Source organism: Aeromonas sp. QDB56, assembly GCF_027705505.1.
Taxonomy (GTDB): Bacteria; Pseudomonadota; Gammaproteobacteria; order Enterobacterales; family Aeromonadaceae; genus Aeromonas; species Aeromonas caviae.
On the sequence record NZ_JAPDBZ010000241.1, the window covers coordinates 1 to 2,445 of the forward strand.

1 protein-coding gene and 1 pseudogene are annotated in these 2,445 nt (G+C 64.3%); both read right to left on the reverse strand.

Annotated elements, in window-relative coordinates; genetic code table 11:
- Positions 1 to 61 precede the first annotated feature (61 nt).
- Positions 62 to 340 (reverse strand): annotated as a pseudogene (locus tag OKB81_RS20025) (PepSY-associated TM helix domain-containing protein); the annotation flags it as partial.
- 65 nt (positions 341 to 405) lie between these two features.
- Positions 406 to 2,430 (reverse strand): TonB-dependent receptor, encoded by a 2,025-nt coding sequence (locus OKB81_RS20030; protein WP_442865713.1) that lies wholly within the window; start codon positions 2,428 to 2,430, stop codon positions 406 to 408.
- Positions 2,431 to 2,445 lie beyond the last annotated feature (15 nt).

The window sequence follows — 2,445 nt, forward strand, 5'->3', positions numbered from 1 at the left end:
TACCTGAAGCAACACCGCTTATATACCCGCACACTTGGAATTATTTGAGTCTCTAAAAATGAGGGGATCTCTGAGGGGGTCTCCCCTCCTCGAACATGTCTGCATAACGCTGTTGCAGCAGGGCTTTCAATTCATCCGGGCTGGCCAGCGGCGTGCTCAGTACTATCTCTTCGCTCGATTTGGCGGTGTGGGGACCGGGCAGGGGCAGCACGGCCCTGTGTTGCAGCCAGAGGCCGGTGAGGCCGTAGAGCAGCATCAGGGTGAGGGTGGCAAAGCCGGCCCAGGCGTGGATGCGGCGCACCCACTTGTTGTTGTGCAGGGGGAGTTTTCTGCGTGTCATCGTTCGGTGCTTCATAACAATCTGGCCAGCGAACGCTGGCCAGAGGGGTCGGTAAACAGGGAGGATCAGAAGCGGTAGGCGGCGGTCAGGTGCAGCTGACGGGGCGTGCCCGGCATGATCTGGGCCGCGCTGGTGGCGCTGACGAAGTAGTCGTGATCGGTCAGGTTCTCCACGCTCAGCTGGGCTTCCCACTGGGGCCAGCGGTAGCCGGCACGGGCGTCGAAGCGGGCGTAACCGGGCAAGGTGGTGGTGTTGGCGTTGTCGGCGAAGCGATCCCCCACCGCCGTCACCCCGGTCTCGCCGAACCAGCCCTGCTTGCCGCTCTGGTAGCCGGCGAACAGCTGGCCGTTCTGGCGGGAGACGTTCATCGGCCGCTTGCCTTGCAGGTCCGCGTCTGCCTTGACCTGCTCGGCATCCTGGATGGCGACGCCGCCGCGCAGATAGATCTCGTCGGTCAGCTGGGCACGGGCGCTCAGCTCGATGCCGTCGGTGCGCTGCAGACCGGTGAGGATCACCTTAGTGGGATCCAGCGGATCCTTGCTGCGCTTGTTGTACATCTCCAGCCGGTAGAGGGAGAGGGTGGTGGCGAGGCGGCCGTTCAGCCAGTCGCTCTTCACGCCCCCTTCATAGAGCCGGGTGTGCTGGGGATCCAGGTTGTTGTTCTTGTCCCCCGGGGTGATGCCGATAAGCTCACCGCCCACCGGGGTGAAGGTCTTGCTGTAGGAGGTGTAGAAGGCATGCTCCTCGATGGGGTTCCACACCAGGCCCAGGCGCGGACTCAGGCTGGTGACCGAGAGGGTCTCTTCCTTGTCGAGGTCGTTGCGGCGGCTGGTGACGGTGAAGTCGTCGCGGCGCAGTCCCGCCAGCAGGTGCCAGTCGCCCAGGCTGAGCTGATCCTGCACATAGAGGCCGACACCGCGCACCCTGTGATGGGCGTCGCTGGAGAGTTTCATGGCGCCGTCGTAGGTGGGCAGGGAGCCCGGATCATAGAGGTTGCCTGCCGGGATCGGGCTGGCGTTCTGGTAGAGCTTGGGGGTGCGATCCTGCCAGTCCTGCTCCAGGCCCACCAGCAGACGATGGGCGATGGGACCGGTTTGCAGCTGGCCTTCCGCCTCGGTGTTGCTGGTGAGGCTGCTGGCCTTGAGATCCTGCTGCCAGCGGGCGCGGGTCACCTTGTCGCCCTTGACGCTGGTGACATAGGTATTGTCGAACTGGCTGTCGAGGGTGGTGTAGCCGAGCTGCTGGCGCAGTTGCCACTGATCGTTGATGTCCCAGGTGAAGCGGGAGCGGGTGGACTGGGCCACATCGTCGATGAAGTCGCGGCGGGTGTCGCTGTAGACGCTCTCGATGGGGACATCCGCCGGGCGACCATCGACGCCGGGAATGCCGCGATCCGGGGTGCGATCGTGCTCGTTGCGCTCGTATTGCACCAGCCAGTTCAGGGTGTCGGTGATCTCCCAGTTGACGGAGGGGGCCAGCAGGGTGCGCTTGCTGGTCACGTCGTCGCGAAAGCTCTCCTTGTCCTCCTGGGCCAGGTTCAGGCGCACCTGTACCCGCTCTCCTGCCTCGCCGTTGAGGTCGGCGGCGAAGCGTCGGCTGTCGAAGCTGCCGACCTGGGCGCTGACGCTGGAGGCCTGCCCCTTCTGGGGAACCTTGCTGACCCGGTTGACGATGCCGCCCGTGCTGCCACGGCCGTAGAGCACGGCGGCGGGGCCCTTGAGCACTTCGACCCGCTCGATGTTGCCAAGGTCGCGGGTGTATTGCATGTCGTCGCGAAAGCCGTCGAGATAGAAGTCGTTGCTGGCGCTGAAACCGCGGATGGTGACGCCGTCAAAGCGGGTGTCGCCGCTGGCGTTGACGCCGGGGATACCGGTCAGAGCCTCGCTCAGGGTGGGCTGGCCGAAGGCGGTCAGCTCGCTTGCCTTGACGCTGTCGATGCTCTGGGGCACCAGTTTGGCCGGAGTGTTGGTGCGGGTCGCGGTGGCAACCTCTTCATGTTGGCTGCGTTTGCCGACCACGGTCAGGGTTTGGCGTTGTTGCCCAAATCGATGCAGCTTGAATGGAACTAACTGAGGACTTGGTGATCTGATCACCACCATCTCCTT